Origin of the sequence: Amycolatopsis sp. NPDC059235 (assembly GCF_042754125.1) — a bacterium.
GTDB classification, from domain to species: domain Bacteria; phylum Actinomycetota; class Actinomycetes; order Mycobacteriales; family Pseudonocardiaceae; genus Amycolatopsis; species Amycolatopsis albidoflava.
Window position 1 is genome coordinate 1 of record NZ_JBHZAG010000101.1, and the last position, 17671, is coordinate 17671.

The following is a 17671-nucleotide window of genomic DNA, read 5'->3' on the forward strand; positions in this document are numbered from 1 at the left end:
TCACCGGGCCCCCGCGGCCCGCCCGCGGCGGGCGTAATTCCGCCGTCGCTTTCCGGTCCCGGAAAAGCCGTGAAGGGCTCCTTGAGGGAATCTGATTCCCTCAAGGAGCCCTTCACGGACGGCTAGGCGACGCCGGCTGCGGCAAGGGCCCGGGCGGTGAGGACCCGGGCGAGGTGCTGGCGGTACTCGGCCGTGGCGTGCGGTTCGTCCGGCGGCGAAGTGCCCTCCGCGGCCAGTTTCGCCGCCTCCGCCGCGGTGGCTCCGCCGGCCAGCGCGCGTTCGGTGGCCGACGCCCGCAGCGGCGTGCCGCCCATGTTGATCAGGCCGACCGAACGTCCGGCGACCACGACGCCGACGATCGCCCAGTCGATGGCCCGTCGGGTGAACTTCTCGAAGCCCCAGCCGAGTCCGGCCTGGCTGGGCAGCCGGATCTCGGTGAGCAATTCGTCCGGCTCCAGCGGCGTGGTGAACGGCCCGAGGAAGAACTCCGCGGCCGGAATCCGCCGCTCCCCTCCCGGCCCGCGCGCGACGAGCACGCCGTCCGCCGCGAGGACCGCGGCGGGCAGGTCAGCCGCCGAGTCGGCGTGCACCAGCGACCCGCCGATCGTCCCGCGATGCCGTACCTGCGGGTCGCCGACCGATCCGGACACGTGCGCGAGCAGCGGCGCGTGCTCGGCGAGCACCGGGTCGTGCTCGAGGTCGTGGTAGCGGGACAACGCCCCGATCACCACCTCGCCGCCCTCGGCCCGGACGAACTTCAGCTCCCGCAACGGCGCGATGTCCACCACGACCTCCGGCACGGCGAACCGGAGCTTCATCAACGGCAGCAGCGAATGCCCGCCCGCGAGCAGCTTCGCGTCCTCGCCGTGTTCGGCGAGCAACGCGAGCGCTTCGTCCACAGTGGACGCACGCCGGTAGGCGAAGCCAGCCGGGATCACCGCGTCACCTCCTGGCCGGACGCTTCGATCACGGCGCTCACGATGTTGTGGTACCCGGTGCACCGGCAGAGGTTGCCCTCCAGCGCCGCCCGGGCCTCGTCGCGGGTCGGCTTCGGGTTTTCCTTCAGCAGCGACACTGTCGCCATCATCATGCCGGGCGTGCAGAAGCCGCACTGCAGGCCGTGCTGCTCGCGGAACGCGCGCTGCACCGGATGCAAGCTGTCTCCTGAGGCCAGACCCTCCACAGTGGTCACTTCGTGCCCGTCCGCCTGCGCGGCCAGCACCGTGCAGGATTTCACCGATTCGCCGTCGAGCAGCACCGTGCACGCCCCGCAGGACGTGGTGTCGCAGCCGATGTTCGTGCCGGTGAGGCCCGCGGTGTCCCGCAGGTAGTGCACGAGCAGGGTGCGGTCGGGCACCTCCCGCTCGACCGTCTTCCCGTTCACCTCGATCGAGACCCGCACGTCAGTTCGCCTTCCTAGCGTCGTTCAGCGCCGTCCACACCCGCAGCGGGGTGGTCGGCATGTCCAGGTGCGTCACGCCGAGGTGGGCGAGCGCGTCGACCACCGCGTTGTGCACCGCAGGCGTCGACCCGATCGTCGCCGCCTCGCCGATCCCCTTGACTCCCAGCAGGTTCCGGGTCGTCGGCGTCTCCATGTCCACCAGTTCGAAATCGGGCAGCTCGGGCGCGGTGACGAACGAGTAGTCGGCCAGCGTCGCCGTCGTCGGGTTGCCGTCCGCGTCGTAGCTCATCACCTCGAGCAGCGCCTGCGCGATGCCCTGGCCGAGCCCGCCGTGCCGCTGGCCGCGGAAGGTCAGCGGGTTCACGATCGGGCCCGCGTCGTCGAGCGCGACCAGCCGGCGCACCTCGACCTTGCCGGTTTCGGTGTCCACCTCGACGACCGCGAGGTGCGCGCCGAACGGGAAAGTCGGAGCGCCGTCGCCGAACCAGACGTCGGCGGTGAAGCCTTCCGCCTCGGCGGCGACCCTGGCCCAGTCGAGCGTCGTGCTGGACGGCGCGCCGCGGACCTGCCAGACGCCGCGTTCGACGTCCAGCTCCAGGTCGTCCGGCGCGGCTTCGAGCAGTTCCGCCGCGACCTGGCGGGCCTGCGCGACGACCTCCTCGGCCGCCCGCCGGATCGCCGAACCGCCGAGCTGCAGCGACCGCGAGCCGAAGGTGCCGACCGCGCGCGGGACCTCGTCGGTGTCGCCGTGCCGCACGGTGATCTTGTCCAGCGGCAGGCCCAGCTGGTCCGACAAGAGCATCGCCAGCGACGTCCCGAGCCCCTGCCCGTGCGGGGAACTTCCGGTCCACGCGGTGACCGAACCGTCCGGGTGCACGTCGACCCGGCCGCTCTCGCCTCCCGCGTCGCCGCCGGTGATCTCCACGTAGGAGGCGATGCCGAGCCCCAGCGCGACCGGATCCCCGGCCTCGCGGCGCTTCCGCTGCTCCTCGCGCAGCTGCGCGTATCCCGCCGCGTCGAGCACCTTGTCGAGCGCCGCGGCGTACTCGCCGGTGTCGTAGGAGCCGCCGGTCGGTGTCTGGTAAGGGAATTCCTCGGGACGGATGAAGTTGACCCGCCGGACGTCGGCCGGGTCCATCCCGATTTTCGCGGCGAACAGGTCGATCGCGCGCTCGACCGCCGCGGTCGCCTCGGGACGGCCAGCGCCGCGGTAGGCCGCGATCGGCGTCGTCGTGGTGACCACGCCGCGGCTTCGCGTCTGCACCACCGGGAAGCGGTAGACGCCCGGGGCCATCAGCTCGGTGAGCGACGGGAGGAACAGTGCCCGCGGGTACGCGCCGGTGTCCTGGAGGACGTCGAGCCGGTACGCCAGCACGGTTCCGTCGCGCTTGCCGCCGATGGTCACGGTGTTGCGCTGCGCGCGGCCGTGCGTCATCGAGGTGAGGTTCTCGCTGCGCGACTCGGCCCACCGCACCGCGCGACCGGCGCGCTTCGACGCCCAGGCGAGCAGCGTCGCTTCCGGGTCCGCGCCGATCTTCGCCCCGAACCCGCCCCCGACGTCCGGCGCGATCACCCGCACCCGGTCCTTGCCGACGCCGAGCCCGCCGGCCACGAGGTCGCGGGCGAGCTGCGCGTTCTGCGTGGAAAGCCACACCGTGACCCGGCCGTCCTCGCCCCACGCGACGGACGCGCCGCGCGGCTCGACCGGAGCCGGGGCCACGCGCTGGTTCAGGATGTCCTCGGTGACGACGACGTCGCAGCCCTCGAACACCGAATCGTCGAACTCCGCCGGGCCCTTCGAGTGGACCACGTTGCTGCCGTGGTCCGGGAACACCAGCGTCTCCCCGGCGAGCGCGGCGTCGAAATCCACGACCGGTTCGAGCGGGTCGTAGTCCACGTCGACCAGTTCCGCCGCGTCGGCGAGCTGGTACCGCTCCTCGGCGAGCACCAGCGCGACCGGCTCGCCGACGTACCGCACGACGTCCGCGGCCAGGAACGGCTCCGCGACCGGCCCGGCCTTGCCCGGTTCGAGATCGAGGTCCGCCGCGGTGTACACGCCGACGACACCCGGCGCGGTGCGGGCTTCCTCCACGTCGATGCCGGCGATCCGCGCGTGCGCGATCGGGCTGCGCACGAAAACCGCGTGCACGGCGCCGTCGAGCGCTTCTTCCTTGAGGTCGTCGACGTACGTTCCGCCCGCGGTGATCAGCTTCTCGTCTTCGACGCGCACCACCCGGGTGCCGACAATGCTCATCTGTCCTCCTGCTCGGGTACCCCGCCGACTATGCCCGCATCGGAGGCCGCGCGTCAGCATCAAGGGGTTTGCCACGCCGGAATCGCGGCGAGGAGTGCGTGCGGCGGCGTGGCTCAACCTGAGTAAGCCTGCCAAGCCAGCACCGCTGCCAAAGAAAGCCCTCCCAGACCGATCGCGATCCTCAACGGCGTCGCAGGCAGATAGCGGACCAGCACCGAGCCCAGCCACGAACCCGCCACCGACCCGAGGCACACCGCGATCGCCGCGGGCCAGAAGACCTTGCCGGTGAAGGCGAAGACGAGCGCTGCGATCAGGTTCGCGGTGCCGGTGGCGATGTTCTTCGCCGCGTTCGTGCGAGCCAGCGACTGGCTCCACACCGTGGTCAGCAGCGCGAGCATCAGCACCCCGGCCGCGGCTCCGAAGTACCCGCCGTAGACGCCGACGAGGAACGCGGCGATCCCGGTGAGCGGGCCGATCCCGCGGTGTTCGCGGTGCTCGGCCATCCGCCGAAGCCGCGGTCCGGCCATCAGTACGATCGACGCACCGCCGATCAGCCACGGCACGACGACGGTGAACGCGTCCGGCGAGCTGACGAGCAGCACAAGCCCGCCGCACGCCCCGCCCGCCGTCGTGATCAGGCACAACGGCAGCAGTTGGCGACCCTGGCCCTTCAACTCCGGACGCGCGCCGACCGCGGCCCCGGCCGTCGTTCCCAGCATCGCGACGGTATTGGTGACGTTCGCCGTCACCGGCGACAGCCCGGCGGCGAGCAGCGCCGGGTACGACACCAGCGACGCGAGGCCAGCGGTCGCGCCGGTCAGCCCGGCCCCGACCCCGGCCAGCACGAGAAGCAGGAATCCGCCGGGACCAGTGATCACGTTGTCATCTCAACACGGCGGTCCCGGCACTCTTCGGCGGGGGACGCGGTGGTGAGCGCGGTAGGCAGGTGTCGCCTGGACGTCTAGTGCGTGTCTCAGGTCGTGCCTGTCACTGAAACCGGCTCTAGTTGCCCGGGTTCCCCCTGCTGGTCACCCGGACGACCGGTCCGCGCGTTTCAGCTTGTGCGGCGAGACGTCACCGCTTCGCCTCCCGGGCACGGACTTCGTGACCGAACCTGTCGGTCTGTTTGTGGACGGTCGGCGATGTTTCCGGTGCCGGCCATACGGAGATCAGGTAGTGCTCGTTGGGAGTGTCGGCGCGGGAGTGGGGGGCGATGTCGCGGCCGCGGGCGTGCACGCGCACCCGGTAGGTTCCGGGCCCCACATAGGCGATTTCGTCGAGTTCCCGCGGCGGGCCGTCCATCGTGTTGTGGACGAGGAGGAATCCCTCTTCGCTGTCCAGCGACACCTCGGAGACTTCGTCCCAGCCGTCGAGTTCGACCGAGCAGGGTTCTGCGTCGAGCACCTGCAAGCTCACAGTGACCCTGCCCGTCGCGGTGCCGGTGAGAACAGCCGCCCCGCCGGAATCCACTCCGACGAGGCCGTTCGCGTAGGCAGCGCCCAGTTCGGGGACATCCGCGGCGTAGTCGGTGACGGAGAAGTGTCCGTAGTCCACGTACAGGTCAGCGGTCGCTGTCCGCACCGGCTCGTTCACGCGTTCCCCCTGGCCTCGGCTAGCGGATCGTCCCCCAGAACGGGGTTTCTCGATCACCTGCGGTTGCAGAACTTATCGTTCCCACCGCGGCACGCGTTCCGCCGCCTCCGCGCTCCCCAGCCGAGACGTATAGGGCGTTATACAACCTCGTCCGTCATTGTCCGAAACCGGACGGGATCGGCTTGGATGCTTGCCCGGGCGCTCGGCCGCCGCACAGAATCCGCGTTGACAAGGTTGTCAGCGATTCTGGAGGACGCGGGATGGACAGGTTCACCCGGCGGCAGGCGCTCGGTCTCGCAGGCGCCGGAGCCACGCTCCTCCTCACCGCCGGAACAGCGCAAGCGACGCCCCGGGCTGCTCCGGACCCCATCGCGGCCACCTACCTGCGGGTTCTCCTCCGCCACACCCGCTGGGCCGAGCAGCAGTTCGACCCGGCTGCCGGGATCTACCCGGCCCGCGACTTCACCTTCGCGGTCGTCCTCGGCAACGCGCTCCTGCTGACCCGCGACGGTTACGACGCCGCCGTCGCCGGGGTCGACCGCGAAACCCTCCGCGTGCACACCCTCGCCACCATCAAGCACTTCGCCGCCTCGAACCGGCTCACCGGCGGTGCCGAATGGGGCCGGAAACTGTTCTTCGACACCACTTTCCAGTCCTACTTCCAGCTCGCCGCCCGTCTCTTGTGGACAGAGCTGGACGCCGCGACGCAACGGAACGTCGAGCGCATCGCCACCGAGCAGGCTGCCTACACGACCAGCCTCGGCACCGGCAACGACCCCGCTTCCGGCGACTGGACGCCCAACGGCCTGCGCGGCGGCTACGTCGGCGACACGAAGCTCGAAGAGATGGGCGTCTACGCGCAGTCGCTCGCCCCGGCGCTCGCCTGGGCGCCGAACGATCCGCGCGCTCCCGAATGGCGCGCGGCCTTCGGTTCCTGGAGCCGGAACGAGGGCGGTCTGCCCGCGGCCGATCTGGCGAATCCCCGTCTGGTGGACGGAAAACCGATCAGCGACAACACCGCCACCAACCTGTACGACACGTTCCTCGTCGAGAACCACGGCTCGTTCGGGCCGCATTACCAGGAAGAACTCTGGCGCACGTCCGGCCGCAACGCGATGCACTTCCTCGCCGCCGGCGGCCCGCTGCCCGAGGTGCTCACCGCGCAGCCGAACGGCGAACTGCTGTGGCGCACCATGCTCCTGATGACCAGCGACGCCGGCGAACCGCTGATGCCGATGGTCGCCGACCGCGAACACCTCTACGGCCGCGACGTCATCCCGCTCGCTTTCCGCGCCCAAGTCCTCGGCGACCGCTACGCCGCGTGCGCCGAGGCCCAGCTGGCCGCGCGGCTGGAGCCGTACCAGGCGTACCCGCCGGTCGACCGGATCACGAAGTTCTCCGGCGAACCCAAATACGAACCGGAAGCCCGCGCCGAACTCGCCATCAGCTATCTGCTGCACGAATGGCGCGCCGAGCACGGCGGCCCGATCAGTGCGGTGCGCAAGGAAGAATTCGATGCCCACGCCGCGCACGCCGCCGATTTCGGCACCGGGCCGGGCCTGCTGGCCCACCGCTCCCCTGCCGCGTGGGCCGCGACCGTCAGCAAACCCGGTTTCGTGAAATTCGCCTGGCAGCCGAACCACGACGACTGGCTGTTCGTACTCGGCGGAGCCAATCCGATGCTGCTGCCCGCCACGAACCTCGCGGTGCGCGAGCGCCACGCCACGACTTACCGCAAAGTGCGCGACGGATTCGACGGCACCGTCGGCGTTCTGCGCTTCGACACCGGATACGCCGCGCTCGCCACTCTCCCCACCGGTGCCGCGGTCTACGTCAGCACTGGTGTCGCGTCGGACGAAGGCGTGCTCAACGTCTACAACCTCGCCATGCCAGGCGTTCCCGGCCTCGACGGCGATCGCACCTACACCGCCGCCGAGGGTTCCGTGACGCTCCCGGCGCAACCCTCTTCGACCAGTGCCCGCACTGACAGCCTGAACTTCGCGCCGTTGACCGCGCGGCACGTACGGATGCTTGGCGTGCAGCCGGATCCGCAGTACGGCTACTCGCTCTGGTCGTTCGAAATCCACGACGGCGACGGCCCCGACCTCGCCTTGGCCGGGACCGCGTCCGCATCGTCGGCCGCCTCGGGCAAGGAGGCGAAATACGCCACCGACGGGAATCCCGCCACCCGCTGGGCAGTGTCCACATCGGACCGGACGCGCGCGGACAGCTGGCTGGCCGTCGACCTCGGAGCGCCGCGGAAGTTCGACCGGGTCCGCCTGAGCTGGGAGGCGGCCGCCGGACGGAAGTACCGGATCGAAACCTCGCCCGACGGCGTCGCCTGGACCCCCGTCGCGACCTATCCGGTGCCCGCGCTGCACAGCACCGGCGGCTGGCTGGACGTCGACGGCCGGGCCGGGATCGTCGTGACCAGCCCGAATCCGCTCACCGTCACGAACGACCACGTCACGCTCTCCGCCGGTCCGCCCGCGCCGCTGCTGGCCGAGCTGTATCCCGGCCGGGTGAATCTGCCGAAGCTCGCTCAGCGGCCCCGCGCCACCGCGACCGGAATCCACACGAGTGTCACGGACGATTTCCTAGTGCTGGCAAACCTTTCCGCGGCACCCGCGTCCGGAACCGCTTCGCTGCCGCTGGAGCGCACCGCACTGCCGCTGTACCGCGGCACGCAGAAAGTCACCGCGGCCGGCAGCTCGTTCAGCTACGAACTTGCCCCCGCCGAAGGCCGGATCGAACCGCCCCGCTTCATCGTGCGCGGCATGTTCGGCGCCGTCGCACCGCCCGGCCTGACCGCCGTCGTGCACGACGCCAGCCGCGTCGACCTCACCGCGCCGCCCGGACTGACCGCGACAGTCGTGACCGTGACCCCGACCGGCGGCCGTCCGCGCACAGTCGCGCTGCCGCCGCGCCACACTGTGCCCGTCGTCTTCGCCGGAACCCGGCCGTACCCGCTGAACGACCGCGCGCTCGGTGCCGTGACCTTCCCGGCCGAACCGTTGCCGCCCGGAATGACCAGCCCGGACGCCGCCGTCGACGACAACCCGGCGACCGCGTGGCAACCCGGCCCCGGCGGCCGGCTGGTCGTGGACCTCGGCGCCCCGCTGCCGATCGCGACTGCCGAACTCGCCTGGACGGCCGGACGCGTGCCCGCCACCGTCGTCGAGACCAGCACTGACGGCGTCGTCTACACCGAGGCTGCCCGCCCCGACCGGAAACGCACCGTCTCCGTCGCACTCGCCGAACCGGTCCGGTACCTAGCCGTCCGCACCCTGGATTGGCGACCGGGCGACGCCAGCCTCACCCGCGTCTCCGCCCTCACACCGCCGAACTAGCCGACCACTCCCCAAACGGCAACGCGAGCGTGTGCCCAGTCTGCTCGGCTTTCGCGCGCAGATACCGGACGTTGTTCTCGTTCGCGAAAACCCCGGTGCGGAGCTGTTCGCGCACCGCGAGACCGTGCCGGGCCAGCTGTGCGGCCTTGTCCGGGTTGTTCGACAGCAGATCCAGCTGCTGAACGCCGAACACAGTGAGCATTTGCGCGGCGGCGGTGTAGTCGCGCGCGTCTTCCGGCAGGCCGAGCGCGGCATTAGCCGCGTAGGTGTCCAAACCGGAATCCTGCAACGCGTACGCGTCGAGCTTGTTGTACAGCCCGATTCCGCGGCCTTCCTGCCGCAGATAGAGCAGGTACCCGCCGACCTCGGAAATCCGCGCGACAGCCTCCGCCAGCTGCGGGCCGCAATCGCAGCGCGCGGAGCCGAACACGTCGCCGGTGAGGCATTCCGAATGCAGGCGCACCAACGGCACCGGGCCGGGTTTGCCCAGCACGAAGGCAAGATGCTCAAGCCCGTCGGACAACCCCGTGAACGTGACCGCCTCCGAGGGCACCGCCGGCCCGTCGCCGAACCGCAGCGGGATCCGCACACGGGTGCGCACCTGTGGAACTGTCGTCATCGGGCAACTCCTTTCCCCCTGAACGATTCCGACCCTACCCAGAACCACCGACAGAAACGCGTTCCCGGAGTGCGGCCGAGATCACGTGGCTCGAGGGCATGGCCGACCGCCCGGAATTGTTCGCCCCGGAAACCGATCCCGCGCAGCTCGCCGACCTGCGCTCCCGGCTGCGCGCGACCCGCTGGCCAGACGCTCCGGAAGACGGCTGGGCGCTCGGCGCGGACGTCGGTTACCTGCGCGAACTGATCACCTATTGGGCGGAAGACTTCGACTGGGCGAAGCAGGAGGCGGCGCTCGCGCAGCTGCCCCGCTACCGAGTCCGGCTCGGCGATTCGCGGATCCACTTCGTGCACGCCCGCGCGGTCGCGCCGAACGGTCCGGCGCTGCCGCTCGTGCTGACCCACGGCTGGCCGGACTCGTTCTGGCGCTATTCGAAGGTCGTCCCGCTGCTCACCGACCCCGCCGCGCACGGCGGCGACCCGGCGGACGCGTTCGACGTCATCGTCCCGGACATGCCCGGCTACGGCTATTCCGACCGCCCCACCGGCCCAGCACCCGATTCGATCGCCGTCGCCGGACTGTGGGCCGAGCTGATGACCGTGCTCGGCTACCCGCGCTTCGCCGCGGCGGGCGGCGACATCGGCAGCAGCGTCAGCCGCTTCCTCGCCCTCGACCACCCGGACCGGGTCGTCGCCGTGCACCGGATGGACGGCGGACTGCCCGTGGTCGTCCCGGACGACGTGACGCCGGAGGAACGCAGCTGGCTCCAGGACGTCACGGCTTGGGGCGCGGCCGAAGGCGCGTACGCGGCGATGCACCGCACCAAACCGCAGACCGCGGCCGTGGGGCTCACCGATTCGCCTGCCGGGCTCGCCGCGTGGATCGTGGAGAAGCTCCGCGCGTGGAGCGACTGCGACGGAGATGTCGAGCGCGCCTTCACGAAGGACGAGATTCTCACGAACGTCACCGTCTACTGGCTCACCGGGACCATCGGCTCAGCCATGCGGATGTACCGGGCCAACGCCGCGATCCCGCCGGAGCAGTACGCCAGGCGGGTCGAAGTGCCATCGGGATTCTCGCTGTTCCCGGCTGATCTCGTCCGCACGCCGCGCGCGTGGCTCGACCGGATGGCCAACACGGTCCGGGTCACCGAGCCTGAGCGCGGCGGGCATTTCGCGCCGTTCGAGGAGCCGGAGTTGTACGCGCAGGAGCTGCGGGACTTCTTCCGCCCGTTCCGGACCGCTTAGCTGCCCCAGGTGGACGGCATCCACTCGTCCTCCCCCACCGGCGGCAACGCGGGCGACAGCAACGCCAGATCCGGCGGCACCAGCACCGCCGCCGAAACCAGCGCCGCCACCAGATCGTCGTCCGCGGATCCCGGCCGGAACCGGAATCGCACCGAGTCCAGCACGGCCGCCACGACTTCAGCAGTCCAGCCGCCATCGGGGTCCAGCGCCGACAACCGGCGCGCCGCCAGCGAAACCGGCACCGGACGCGGCCGTTCCTCCCGCCGCAGGAATCCCCGCGCCACCATCGCGAGCACGAGCCGTTCGTCCGGCCGCAGCCGTCCGGCCGGGGCCGACGTCGGCGTTCCGTCCGCGATCCGGACCTCCAGCACGTGCTCGCGGTCCCCCGAACCGCGCGCGTACACCGGCAGATAGCCGGGCGGCAGCGGGACCGGCGCGGCTCCGGCGAACAACAACCGCGACCGCGGCAGCCGCAGCGGCACCTTGCCGGTCGCGCGCACCCACCATCGGCCCGCGCGTTGCTCCAGCACGCCGTGACAGCGGCTGACCCGCCGGTCGTCCTCGCCGAGCGGCACCGTCACCTCCGCGGTGTTCCGCCCGAACGTGACCGGCCCGCGCGCCGCCGGCGGCACCAGGACTCCCCCCGCGCGTCCCAGCACCACCAGCGTGCCCGGCGGCGACGCGAACCCGAGCGCGAGGCTCGGGTGTCCCGCGGGCAGCGTCCGCATCGCCTCCCCTGCCACGGACACCCCCTGCGGAGCCGCTGCCGACCCCGGCCGGGCGACCGCGACGGCCCTCCGGGGGCGCGGGGCCGGATCCGCCGCGCACCGCGAGTCAAGCAGGAGGAGCCGGGACCCCTCCCGGATCGTCGCCGGGTTCGAGCAGCGCCAGGTCCGGCGGGACCAGCGACGTCGACAGCAGGAGTTCCTTGATCAGGTTGTCGTTCAACGCGTTCCCGACCGGTTCGCCGACTTCCTCCCTCGTCAGCCCGGCCACTCCAGCACGCGCCAGACGGGCGCGCACGGCGCCGACGAGGTGTTCGACGCGCTTGCCGCTCCAGCGCGCTTCCGGTTTCAGCTCGGACAGCTGCTCCGCCACCTGCCGCCACGCGAGTGGCTGCGGATACTGGTCCTGCAGCAGATACCGCTGCGCGAGCGAAACCAGGACGAGCCGTTCGTCCGGGGTGAGCCGCCACATCCGCGGCGGTTCGGTGACGTCCTGCGGCCGCGAATCCGGGCGGCGGCCGTCCGCGCCCGCGACGTACACCTCCAGCAGATGCTCGCGCCCGGCCGAACCGCGCACGAATGCCGCGGTGTAGCCCTCGGCCAGCGGCACCGGTTCCTCCTCCGGGAACAGCAGCCGCGAGCCGGGCAGCCGGATCGGCAGCTTCCCGGTGTTGTGGATCCACCAGGAATCCCTGCGGCGCACCAGGAATCCCTGCTGGCGGCTGACTTTCCGGTCGTCCTCGCCGACGCACACGTGCACGTCGTCGCGGTTGCGGCCGAACAGCACCTGCCTCCCGTCGCGCGGTGGCATCCGCACGCCGCCGGTGACGGCGAGCGCGAAAATCGTGCCCGGAGGGGAAGGCGGGACTCCGTGCGCGAGGCTGCCGTGGTCCGGGCCCAGCTCTTCCGGCGTGCCGCCGGCGAACGCGGTCATGTCTTCGGCAGCTTTCCGGCCAGCGAACCGGCCAAGGTGGACGCCGGCGCGCACAGCCGTTCCGGCGGCCCGTCGCCCTTCACCACAACCCGCAGCCGTTCCACTCTCGGTTCCCCGTGCGGGTCGGTGTAGGAACGGTAGACGAGGACCGCCTGGCAGCTGCCGTCGGCGAAATCGTTGGTCTTGAGGTACGCGTCGTGTCCGCCGACCTGCACGAGCTGGCCGGTCGTGCTGTCCGGCGGCTGGTCCCGGTCGAACATGACGGTGACCGAACGGTCGCTCGCCGGGCTCTTCCAGTCGCACCACCAGCCGCTGAACCCGGGCTTGATCTGGACCGGTGCCACGACCCCGGCCGCCGAGGTGATCGTGACCGCGTCGAGCAGGGAACACGCGTCCACGTAGGCCAGCGAACCCGCCGGGAACGCCGATGCGCGCGCCGGAACCCCGGCCGCAGTCATGGCTTTCGTCGCCGAGCCGACCGCGGCGTCCGCGGCCTGGCACAGGTCGAGCTTGTAGACGTCGTCCTGTTTCTTGGCCGTCACTTGCACCACGAATCGGTCCTGCAGCGGGATCTGCCGCACGCACTGGTCCTTGTCCGCGGCACCGAACACCGTGAACGGCCCGGACTTCGACTGCGTGCCCTCCAGCGGCGCGGCCGGCGGATCGTGCAGCTCCGCCAGGACGTCCGCCTTCAGATCTCCCTGGTGCAGGATCACGTCGCAGCGGTTGAAATTCCCGTAGTCCGGGACGACTTCCGGATCGCCGAACGGTTTCAGCGGCGCGGGATCGACCAGCCGGCACGGATCCGCGGCCCGCGGGTCGGGGCCGATCCCGAGCTCCGTCTGGGCCACCGGGGCGACCGGCGGCGAGGTTTTCGCCGGGCGGGTCACGAAATACGTGGCGACCACGACCGCGACCGCCGCGACGACCACCCCGGCGATCAGCAGCCCGCGCCGCTTGCCGGGCGGCGGCGGCACGTCGACCGGCAGGGTGTCGATCCCCTCAGCCAGCAGCTCCCCCGCCGCCACCGCGGTCGGCCGTTCCGCAGGGTCGAGCCGCATCAGCAGCTCCAGCGTCGGCGCGAGCCCGTCCGCGTGCCGCGGCGGCGGGACCGAGCCCTCGGCGACCCGGCGGATCGTGGCGTACTCGTTGCCGCCGGAGAACGGCGGTTTGCCCTCGACGGCGGCGAAAAGTGTTGCCCCCAAGGAAAAAACGTCCGACGCCGCGGTGGGCGGATGCCCTTGCGCGACCTCCGGGGCGAGGTAGTCCGGCGTGCCGCCGATGAGCGGCGAATCGGTCACCGTCTCGTCCGTGCGGACCGAGCGGGAGATGCCGAAATCGGTGAGCTTCGCGCGGCCGTCCGAGGCGATGAGGACGTTGCCCGGCTTGACGTCGCGGTGCACGATGCCGTGCGCGTGCACCGCGCCGAGCGCCGCCGAGATCTGGACGCCGATTTCGGCGACCTTGCGCGCGGGCAGCCTTCCCTCCGCGGCGAGGATTTCCGCGAGGCTGCGCGAAGGGACGTACTCCATCACGAGCCACAGCTCGTCGCCGTCGGCGGCGACGTCGAAGAAGGTGACCACGTTCGGATGCAGCACCCCGGCTGCCAGCCGGGCCTCGCGGCGCAGCGTCCGCCCGCTCACCACGTCGGACAGCCGGGCCTGTTTGAGCGCCACCTCGCGGCCGAGCCGGTCGTCGTGCGCCCGCCAGACGACGCCCATGCCGCCGCTGCCCACCCGCTCCAGCAGCCGGTACCGGTCCGCGATCAGCTGGTCCGCGTCCACCGACGCTCCCCTCGGCGTGGTCCGACCCTCTGTGAGGTAACTCGCAGTAACGATACTGCATCACCTCCGTCGGCAGAAAGCGGCCCGGGACCCCTCCCGCCGATCGGCCCTACCTTCGCCGACGTCCCCGTCCGCGCGATCGAAGGAGTTCCGATGCGCGCCCTCGTCCTCTCCTCCGCCCTTGTCCTGGCGGCCGTCTTCGCCCCTGCCGCACACGCCGCCGACTCGCGACTGCACATCACCGCCGGCGGCACGCCGGACCACCCGCGGGTGTACTCCGGCGCCGGGAAATCCTTGTCCGGCATCGACGTCGACGCCGACTGGGTCGTCCTCGACGGCTTCACCCTCGACGAACCGTCCGCGCCCGGCGTCGAAATCCGCGGCAATCACGTCACGCTGAAGAACAGCAGAATCACCGCTCCGCACGGCGGCGACGGCGACGGCATCCGGTTCTTCGGCGACTACATCGCCATCGAGCACAACACGATCAGCAAGACGGTGAACCGCGACGGCGCGCACGCCGACTGCATGCAAACCTTTTCCAGCGACAGCCCGCCGAGCAACCACATCCGGATCGAAAGAAACCGCTGCGAGAAAATCGACAACATGTGCCTGATGGCGGAAGGCCCCAACGACGGCCAAGGCGACGGAAAAGGCCACACCACCGATTTTCTCATCAAGGACAATTTCTGCGAGACGCTCGTCGCTTCGCAGACGCTGATGTTCGAGGACGTCCAGCAGGCCACCATCACCGGCAACACCTTCGCCGCCGGCCCGGACCACGCGATCGGCTTGGCGATCCACTCGACCGGCGCCCGCGTCGAAGGCAACCGCGTGGACCCGTCGATCCCGTGCGAGGTCGGCATCGACGACTCCTCGCGCGAGGGCTACGTCGGCCCGGAGCCCGCTTGCGCTCCGTGACCAATGTGGACGGTCCGGCCGACAGCGCACGGTGACCGGAACTGCCCGGATTCCCGCCGGATTCGGGCAGTCGGGTGAATCGGAGGCGACGCGGTTCACGACGAGACGGGGCGGGTACTTCCTCCAGGACGGCACGCGGGCCGCCGAAGGAGACCTCCATGCTCAGTCACCACGAACGCGTCGAGCTGGACAAGATCGAGCGCTGGTTCGAAACCAGCGACCCGGAACTGGCCGCCGCCCTGCGCCGCGGCAAACCGGCCCGCTCCGCCGCGCTGCTCACCGCGTTCGCGATCCTGTTGGACGTCGCCGCGTGCGGCCTCCTGGTGGCCGGTCTCGTCGGGTCGAGCCCAGTGCTGACGGTGTGCTCCCTGTTCGCGGCGGCGGGCGGGGTGGCGGCGCACGTCGCCGGATGCCGCGACCGCGGGTAACCGGCTGACGCTCGCCGCGGGAATTACGGGCAGTCGCGGTGCGGGCTGGCCCGCGTCCAACCCGGACCGCAGCGCAACGACGCGTCGGCAAGTCCTGCGGCAACTCCTGACCAAGCCGGGCACGACGGTCGCCGCGGCATCCGGCCGGAAGGCCGCTCCGGCAGGGACCGCGCTGGGCCGGATCGAGTTCAATCCGACTGCTCGCCCCGTCCGGAATGCCATCTAGCGCGGGCATGCCCAACCCGGCATCTCCGGATGCGCCGCCCGCCCCGCACACCGGTCAGCCGCTCCAGCCCACCCCGAACGCCACCCAACCCCACCCCGCCGCCTCCGGATGCGCCACTAGCCCCGCACACCGCACACTGGTTCCGTGTCCGAGTGGGTGCTGCACGTCGATCTCGACCAGTTCATCGCCGCCGTCGAGGTGGCGCGGCGGCCGGAGTTGCGGGGGCGGCCGGTGATCGTCGGCGGGAACGGCGATCCGGCCGAGCGCGCCGTCGTGGCCACCGCGTCCTACGAGGCGCGCGAGTTCGGCATCGACTCCGGCATGCCGCTGCGGCTGGCCGTCAAACGCTGCCCGGACGCCGTCCTCCTCCCCGTCGACGCCCCGGCCTACCAGGAAGTCTCCGACCGCGTCATGGCCCGGCTCCGGGAGTTCCCGGTGGTCGTCGAGGTGCTCGGCTGGGACGAAGCCTTCCTCGGCGCGACCGCCGGCGATCCCGAAGCTCTGGCGGCGGAAATCCGGCGCGGAATCGAGGAAGAAACCGGGCTTTCGTCCTCGGTCGGGATCGGCGACAACAAGCTTCGCGCCAAGCTTGCCACCGGTTTCGCGAAACCGGCCGGAATTTACCGGCTCACCCAGGAAAACTGGTGGGACGTCATGGCGGAACGGCCCACTGACGCGCTGTGGGGAATCGGCCGGAAAACCGCGAAGAAACTGACCGAAGCCGGGTATTCCACCATTCTCGATCTCGCCGCCGCCGATCCGGACGCGCTCGCCGCGCGGTTCGGGCCGAAACTCGGCCCGTGGTACCGCCTGCTGGCCGGCGGCATCAGCGACGCCGAGGTCAGCGCGACCCCGTACGTCGCGCGTTCCCGAAGCAGGGAAACAACATTCCAGCAAGACCTCACCGACCCCGAGGCCATCGCACGGGAGACCGCGACCCTGGCCGCCCGCGTCGCGCAGGACGTCGCGGACGAGGGACGTCCCGCGGCGCGCGTCGCGGTCAAGGTGCGGTTCGCGCCGTTCCTCACGCACACCCACAGCGTGACGCTGCCCGCACCGTCGTCGGATCCGGCGGTGCTCGCCGCGGCGGCGCAGGACCTGTTGGGCCGCTTCAGTTTCGGCAAACCGGTGCGGCTGCTCGGCGTCCGCGCGGAGTTCCCGCGCGCTTGACAGCCCCGCGCCGGGCTTGCCAAGGTGGAACCCACGCGCCCGCCGGGGCGCGGCTCGGGGCCGAGAGGCGCTGCGACGGGGTTTCCCCGCCACGCTCGGCCCGCGAGAGTACGAGCGAAGGGCGCCTCCTGGTTCAGGAGGTGCCGCGTGCCATTGGCGATTCCGGCCCGGTCAGCACCGTCGTGCGAGGTGCGCCGTGTGGTCGGAGACCAGTTCGACCGTGTCCGGCAACACTCGCCGGATCCGCTGGAAAACCTGCTCCCGCACCGAAATCGGCAGTACCAGGTACGCCGAGACGGTGGAAAGCAGTCCGATGAGGTCGTCCGCGCTCAGCGTCGCGCGCTGCTGGACGACGACCTGCCGGACGTCGGCGAACAACTCCGACTGCTCGAGTTCGGTGCCCGGCCACTGGAGTTCGTTCTCCGGCGGCGTGCCGTCCGGCGACGGGATCTGCGCGCTCTCCAGAAACGGTGCCTGAGCCTCGTCGATCGCTTTCCGCACCGCGGGATCCGCCGGTTCGACGGGTCCGCCGAACGACGCGAACACCCCGCCCGGAGCGAGCAGGGCGGCGATGCGCGGCCACCGCCCGGCCGGGTCCGTCCAGTGCAGCGCCGAGGCCGAGTACACCAGTCCGTACTGCCGGTCCGGCCGCAGGTCTTCCAGCGCGCCCACGCGAGTTTCGGCGGACACGTGTTCGCGCAGTTCGGCGAGCATCGCCGGATCCGGGTCGGTCGCGGTGACCGCGATCCCCCGCGCCGCGAACAGCCGGGTCATTTTCCCTGTCCCGGCCCCGATTTCGAGCGCCTCGCCCACCGGCGTGCCCGTGTAGTCCAGCACCTTCTCGACTAGTTCGGCGGGATACCCCAGGCGGAACCGCTCGTACGCCGCGGCCACCGACCCAAAACTCAACGCGCGCTCTGTCATGCCGTCATTCTGGCCTGATCCGCACCGCGCGCGCCTCCCTCTTCGGGCGCCAGCAAGGCGTCCGCGACCGATTCTGCCCGAAAAACCTTGAAAG

Annotated in this window: 15 protein-coding genes; 5 read left to right on the forward strand and 10 right to left on the reverse strand. The window is 71.1% G+C overall.

Annotation, left to right across the window (positions count from 1 at the left end; translation table 11 throughout):
• Nucleotides 1–122 precede the first annotated feature (122 nt).
• The 5 genes from ACFXI3_RS40225 to ACFXI3_RS40245 all read right to left on the reverse strand — a co-directional run bounded on the left by ACFXI3_RS40225 (nt 123) and on the right by ACFXI3_RS40245 (nt 5249).
• The gene (locus ACFXI3_RS40225; protein ID WP_378406849.1) at nt 123–938 is read right to left on the reverse strand and encodes an FAD binding domain-containing protein; all 816 of its coding nucleotides are present in this window, start codon (nt 936–938) and stop codon (nt 123–125) included.
• Nucleotides 935–1402, reverse strand: coding sequence for a (2Fe-2S)-binding protein (locus ACFXI3_RS40230; protein ID WP_378406851.1), 468 nt, complete (start codon nt 1400–1402; stop codon nt 935–937). Before ACFXI3_RS40230 ends, ACFXI3_RS40225 begins: the two co-directional genes overlap by 4 nt.
• Before the next feature lies 1 nt (nt 1403).
• Nucleotides 1404–3656 (reverse strand): xanthine dehydrogenase family protein molybdopterin-binding subunit, encoded by a 2253-nt coding sequence (locus ACFXI3_RS40235; RefSeq protein WP_378406853.1) that lies wholly within the window; start codon nt 3654–3656, stop codon nt 1404–1406.
• 113 nt (nt 3657–3769) lie between these two features.
• Nucleotides 3770–4534 (reverse strand): sulfite exporter TauE/SafE family protein, encoded by a 765-nt coding sequence (locus ACFXI3_RS40240; protein WP_378406855.1) that lies wholly within the window; start codon nt 4532–4534, stop codon nt 3770–3772.
• A 196-nt stretch (nt 4535–4730) separates the two neighbouring features.
• A complete protein-coding gene (locus tag ACFXI3_RS40245) occupies nt 4731–5249 on the reverse strand; it encodes a hypothetical protein (protein ID WP_378406857.1) in 519 nt (172 codons plus the stop codon).
• A gap of 260 nt (nt 5250–5509) precedes the next feature.
• Between ACFXI3_RS40245 and ACFXI3_RS40250 the strand changes: the two genes are divergently transcribed.
• Nucleotides 5510–8599, forward strand: coding sequence for a discoidin domain-containing protein (locus ACFXI3_RS40250; RefSeq protein WP_378406859.1), 3090 nt, complete (start codon nt 5510–5512; stop codon nt 8597–8599).
• Here the strand turns inward: ACFXI3_RS40250 and ribA are convergent.
• Nucleotides 8583–9218: a GTP cyclohydrolase II gene (gene ribA / locus ACFXI3_RS40255; protein WP_344276826.1), complete on the reverse strand. Its 636-nt coding sequence runs from the start codon at nt 9216–9218 to the stop codon at nt 8583–8585. The genes ACFXI3_RS40250 and ribA overlap by 17 nt on opposite strands.
• Nucleotides 9219–9316: 98 nt before the next feature.
• Between ribA and ACFXI3_RS40260 the strand changes: the two genes are divergently transcribed.
• A complete protein-coding gene (locus tag ACFXI3_RS40260; RefSeq protein ID WP_378406861.1) occupies nt 9317–10465 on the forward strand; it encodes an epoxide hydrolase family protein in 1149 nt (382 codons plus the stop codon).
• Here the strand turns inward: ACFXI3_RS40260 and ACFXI3_RS40265 are convergent.
• The 3 genes from ACFXI3_RS40265 to ACFXI3_RS40275 all read right to left on the reverse strand — a co-directional run bounded on the left by ACFXI3_RS40265 (nt 10462) and on the right by ACFXI3_RS40275 (nt 13908).
• Entirely contained in the window at nt 10462–11193 is a 732-nt protein-coding gene (locus ACFXI3_RS40265) for an FHA domain-containing protein (RefSeq protein ID WP_378406863.1), read from the reverse strand. The two genes, ACFXI3_RS40260 and ACFXI3_RS40265, sit on opposite strands and share 4 nt — an antisense overlap.
• Nucleotides 11194–11299: 106 nt before the next feature.
• On the reverse strand, nt 11300–12124 hold the full coding sequence (locus tag ACFXI3_RS40270; protein ID WP_344276835.1) for an FHA domain-containing protein: 825 nt from the start codon (nt 12122–12124) through the stop codon (nt 11300–11302).
• A complete protein-coding gene (locus ACFXI3_RS40275; RefSeq protein ID WP_378406865.1) occupies nt 12121–13908 on the reverse strand; it encodes a serine/threonine-protein kinase in 1788 nt (595 codons plus the stop codon). Before ACFXI3_RS40275 ends, ACFXI3_RS40270 begins: the two co-directional genes overlap by 4 nt.
• Before the next feature lie 153 nt (nt 13909–14061).
• On the opposite strand from ACFXI3_RS40275, the gene ACFXI3_RS40280 reads away from it, so the two are divergent.
• The 3 genes from ACFXI3_RS40280 to ACFXI3_RS40290 all read left to right on the forward strand — a co-directional run bounded on the left by ACFXI3_RS40280 (nt 14062) and on the right by ACFXI3_RS40290 (nt 16653).
• The gene (locus ACFXI3_RS40280) at nt 14062–14829 is read left to right on the forward strand and encodes a right-handed parallel beta-helix repeat-containing protein (RefSeq protein WP_378406867.1); all 768 of its coding nucleotides are present in this window, start codon (nt 14062–14064) and stop codon (nt 14827–14829) included.
• A gap of 158 nt (nt 14830–14987) precedes the next feature.
• Entirely contained in the window at nt 14988–15257 is a 270-nt protein-coding gene (locus tag ACFXI3_RS40285; protein ID WP_370936541.1) for a DUF3040 domain-containing protein, read from the forward strand.
• 370 nt (nt 15258–15627) lie between these two features.
• Nucleotides 15628–16653 carry a DNA polymerase IV gene (locus tag ACFXI3_RS40290; protein ID WP_378406869.1) on the forward strand — a complete coding sequence of 342 codons (1026 nt, stop codon included), beginning with the start codon at nt 15628–15630 and terminating at the stop codon, nt 16651–16653.
• 171 nt (nt 16654–16824) lie between these two features.
• Here ACFXI3_RS40290 and ACFXI3_RS40295 read toward each other — a convergent pair whose 3' ends face one another.
• Nucleotides 16825–17577: a class I SAM-dependent methyltransferase gene (locus tag ACFXI3_RS40295; protein WP_378406871.1), complete on the reverse strand. Its 753-nt coding sequence runs from the start codon at nt 17575–17577 to the stop codon at nt 16825–16827.
• Nucleotides 17578–17671: the final 94 nt, after the last annotated feature.